This window comes from Kangiella sp. (genome assembly GCF_014762745.1).
Taxonomy (GTDB): Bacteria; Pseudomonadota; Gammaproteobacteria; order Enterobacterales; family Kangiellaceae; genus Kangiella.
The window spans coordinates 1-4,642 of sequence record NZ_JABURJ010000144.1; the positions used below are offsets into that span (position 1 = coordinate 1).

A 4,642-nucleotide genomic window follows, 5' to 3' on the forward strand; every position below is an offset into this window, starting at 1 on the left:
ACCTGTTCCATTCGGGCGCTACGTGAGCCTTTTACTAATATTTTATAATCTGACTGAATAATGCTTTTAAGGTAAGAAACGAGTAGGTCTTTTGTTTCGAACCAGTGGGCCTGTTCACCAAATACTTCTGCACTGAATTTTACTGATTGACCACACACAAGAAGTCGGTCAATATTTTTGTCTTTGGCGTACTCACCGATTTCACGATGATATTTTTCGGTTTCATCCCCCAGCTCAGCCATATCGCCAAGCACTAACACTCTGGTGCCAGACAAACTGGCCAGATAATCGGTTGCAGCTTTAACCGAAGGCACGCTGGCGTTATAAGTATCATCAATAATCAGCGCACCATTAGCTGCCTTGAACTGATTCAAGCGACCTTTAACTGAAACCATTGTCTCAAGGCCGTTTTTAATCATTTCCATATCTGCACCAGCAACCGATGCCAATGCTGAAGCTACCAATGCATTGGATACATTGTGCAGACCAGGAATAGGGAGCTGCACAGTAATCGTCTGGCTGCTACCATCTTGTGTATGTTGCATATCAAAAATCACATTACCGTTAGTTTGTAATTGACAATTATCAGCAACAAAGTTGGCATCTTTATGGCGCGAAACTGTAATTTTATGAAGTGTGTCATAACGCTTCATCCACTCATCGGCAAAGGAGCTATCCAGATTGATGACTGCTGTACCATTTTTGCCCAGGCCTTCATAAATTTCTGACTTGGCTTTTGCCACACCCTCGATGGAACCGAATCCTTCGATATGAGCTGCTTCAACATTGTTAATGACACTCACATCAGGCTTGGCAATCGAAGTACAGTAGGCAATTTCACCGACATGGTTGGCACCCATTTCTATCACGGCAAATTGATCCGTTGCTTTCAGTCGAAGCAGAGTCAATGGCACACCAATGTGGTTGTTGAAATTGCCTTGAGTAGCGAGCAGATTTCCCTTTTGACGCAAAATGCTGGCCACCATTTCTTTAACGGTGGTTTTACCCGCACTGCCAGTAATACCAATCACAAATGGATTAACCTGATCACGGACATAAGCCGCCATATTACCAAGTGCTTTTGCACTATCAGCAACAACCACTTGCGGTAAATTGCTGTCTACCGAATGCTCAACTACTAACGCAATTGCTCCCTGGTCTTTTGCCTTATCGACAAATTGATGCCCATCAAAATTGTCACCTTTAAGAGCCACAAATAATGCATCGCGACAATCCACCCGGCTATCGGTAACAAGGTTATTGATAGTAATATCATGACCTTTCAACTGCCCACCGGTTACTTCTGCAATGGTCTTTAAACTTAATGGAATCATGCGATCTCCTCCATTAAATCTGCGACCGTTTCCAGATCCGAATAATGTATTTTCTTAGTGCCAATCTGCTGATAATCCTCGTGGCCCTTGCCGGCGACTAGAATCATGTCATTGGCTGCGCTGTGAGTTAATGCAAACTCAATCGCTTCTTTTCTTTTTTGTATGTATGTCGCTGACTGGTCTTTCATGCCCGAACGGATCATTGCAACGATGGCTCCAGAATCTTCAGTGCGTGGATTATCATCCGTAATAATGACCTGATCAGATTTTTGTTCTGCAACGGCTCCCATAAGAGCGCGTTTACTGTTATCACGATCACCCCCGCAACCGAATACACACCACAGCTCGCCATCACAATGTTGACGAAGGCTGCTTAATGTTTTATCTAACGCATCGGGTGTATGCGCATAATCCACCACAACAGTTGCCTTGCCAGCTTTAGCAAAACTTTGCATGCGACCTGGCACTGCTTTAGCTGCATTTAGAGCAACGATCCATTTGTTAATATCACCGAGCAAAAAGCCCAGTGCGCCAGCTACCGCTAATAAGTTGGATAGATTGAAATGACCAAGCAAGCTGGAGCGCAACTTGCTGGTGCCCCATGGCGTATGCAGTTCAGCCTGAATGCCTTTCATGTTAAAGGTCTGGTTTTGTGCAATCACCCAATGCTCAACATTCAGCTCATCATTTTCCCCAATACTGCTGTACGCGATTTTTGCGCACCCTATGGCATCATCAGCTAATAACCGGCGTCCATATTCATCGTCCGCATTAATGATGGCAGCCTCGAGATTGTCATTTAAAAACAACTGTCTTTTGGCCCGAAAATAAGACTCCATATCACCATGATAATCCAGGTGGTCTTGTGACAAATTGGTAAACACCGCTAGCTTGTACTCGACTGCTGCAACACGGGACTGAACCAATCCATGTGAAGATACTTCCATCGTCATGTGATAGTTTTTTCGTGCTAAATAATCTGCCGCTAAACGTTGAATGGCAATTGCATCAGGCGTTGTATTTTCGGTTGTATGCAATTTTGATGGATTACCATTCCCCACTGTGCTGAGCATCAGTGTAGGATATTGTAAAAACTCAAGCGCCTGCGCCAACAGATAGGTGCAGCTGGTTTTACCGTTAGTGCCAGTCACGCCGATTACTGACATTTTTTTAGTCGGATTACCGTAAAATCTGGCGGCAATTAAACTCACTTTCTCGCTCAAGTTTTTAACTGGAATTAAAACAGCCTCCTTATAATTATAAAGCTCACTAGGAACCACTCTGGAGAGAGTCTTGGCGGAGGCTGCCACTTGCTGGTTGTCATTGAGCAAGGTTTTTAGAATCGTTTCACTATCATTTTGTTCAAATAGCACCACTGAGGCGCCTGCATTGACTGCCTGTTCAATAAAATGACGTCCATCAGTTGCATGGCCAGGATAAGCAATAAACATATCGCCTTCTTTAACTTGGCGACTATCCAGTTGTAAGCCAGTCACTTCCAGCGTTGCCAATTGACCATGCTCTTTCCATAACTGCTCACTGACTACTGGCTTAATCATTTTTTTCAAGCTTACAGTTCGTTGTTGCAGGTTAGTCATGCTGACCTCCCACAACATTGGTTGCAGCGGCCACCGCAGGTTTTACCACCTTGTTATCCGGTGCAATATTCATTAAATGCAATGCTTTATCAGCTACCTTAGAAAATACTGGAGCCGACACGGTACCACCGTAGTAACTGTCGCCAGCAGGCTCATCCACCATCACGACAATGGCAAATTTTGGATTACTCGCTGGAACCAGGCCAGCAAACACAGTCACGTATTCATCACCGTAACCGCCACGCACTGCTTTACGCGAAGTACCGGTTTTACCGGCTACCCGATAACCTTCTACTTTAGCCTGAGTACCGGTACCGCCTTCAGCTACCACTTCTTCCATCATATACACGACAGAGCGAGCAACTTCTGGCTCTATAACCTGTTCCTGTGGATATTCCTGACCTTCAGCTCGCTTAATTAATGTCAACTGATTGCGCACACCGTCAGCCCCTAAAATGGCATAGGCCTGTGCCAGCTGAATCGGGCTGACCATAAAACCATAACCGTAGGACATAGAGGCTTTTTCATGATCAGACCAATTAGCGCGCGGTGATAAAATTCCGTCCGCTTCACCCTGAATGCCTAAGCCGGTTTCCACACCAAAACCCACTTTATAGTAAGTGCTTAAAAATTCTTCATCGGAGAGTTCCAGTGCAATCTTGGCAACACCCATGTTGCTTGATTTTTTGATAATGCCATCCAAGTCCAACACGCCATAATTGCGTGGATCACGTACCCAGGCATAGCCGAGCTTCATGCGACCAGGCGAGGTATCGATAGTCGAATTGGTTGAGAACTTGCCACTTGATAAGGCACTCACCACTGTCAATGGCTTAACCGTTGAACCGGGCTCAAATAAATCAGTAATCGAGCGGTTACGAGTAAACTCCGGTAAGCGGCTGTCTGAACGATTCGGATTGAACGATGGTTGGCTGGCCATTGCCAAGACTTCGCCAGTTTCCACGTCAACCACTACAACCGAGCCCCCTTTAGCACCATTCTGCAAGACGGCCTTTTTAAGTTCTTTGTAGGCTGTTGACTGAATACGCGAATCAATACTCAACTGCAAGTCATTGCCTTGTTCGGCTTGAGCTAGAACGCCACGCTCTTCAACGACTCGACGGTATAGGTCCACAACCACCTGCTTACTCCCAGGCTGTCCTGTCAGGAAACTGTCAAAAGCACGCTCAACACCTTCCAAACCCTTGTCGTCAATACCAGTAAAGCCCACAAGATGGGCAGTCACTTCAGCGCTGGGATAATACCGACGATACTCGGTTTTAAATTCGACTCCGGGTATATCGAGCCGTTTAATATAAAGTCCGACATTGGGATCAACATGCCGCTCAAGCCATACGAACCGTTTATCCGACCTGTCCTTTACCCACTGATTGAGTTGTGTTTCGTTACGTTTTAAGGCAGCGGCAAAGGCCTTCCACTCTTTGCTTTGTAGAACGCCTTCATTCGCCAACAGTGTCTTTGGATCAATCCATACCGACTCGGTAGGCACTGAACGCGCCAGCTCAACACCATTACGATCAACAATCAGGCCACGGTGGCTTGAAATGCCTTTAACACGTACCGAACGCGAATCACCCGCTTGCGCCAATTCGTCAGAGCTCACCACTTGTAGATAAGCCGCACGAGTAACCAGCGCACCAAAACCGCACAACAATACCGCAATCATGACGTAATAACGCCATGTACAAA

Annotated in this window: 3 protein-coding genes; all 3 read right to left on the reverse strand. The window is 45.8% G+C overall.

Features of this window, described 5'->3' with window-relative positions; all coding sequences use genetic code 11:
- Nucleotides 1-1,334: UDP-N-acetylmuramoyl-tripeptide--D-alanyl-D-alanine ligase (murF, locus tag HUJ19_RS12675; protein ID WP_290624639.1), on the reverse strand; the 1,334-nt coding region annotated here is incomplete at its 3' end.
- On the reverse strand, nt 1,331-2,932 hold the full coding sequence (locus tag HUJ19_RS12680) for a UDP-N-acetylmuramoyl-L-alanyl-D-glutamate--2,6-diaminopimelate ligase (protein ID WP_290624641.1): 1,602 nt from the start codon (nt 2,930-2,932) through the stop codon (nt 1,331-1,333). The genes HUJ19_RS12680 and murF, both read right to left, overlap by 4 nt.
- Nucleotides 2,925-4,642: penicillin-binding protein 2 (locus tag HUJ19_RS12685; RefSeq protein WP_290624642.1), on the reverse strand; the 1,718-nt coding region annotated here is incomplete at its 5' end. The genes HUJ19_RS12685 and HUJ19_RS12680, both read right to left, overlap by 8 nt.

Excerpts from the sequence above, each read along its gene's own strand:
- HUJ19_RS12680 (WP_290624641.1), bottom strand. The coding sequence starts at position 2,932 with ATGACTAACCTGCAACAACGAACTGTAAGCTTGAAAAAAATGATTAAG.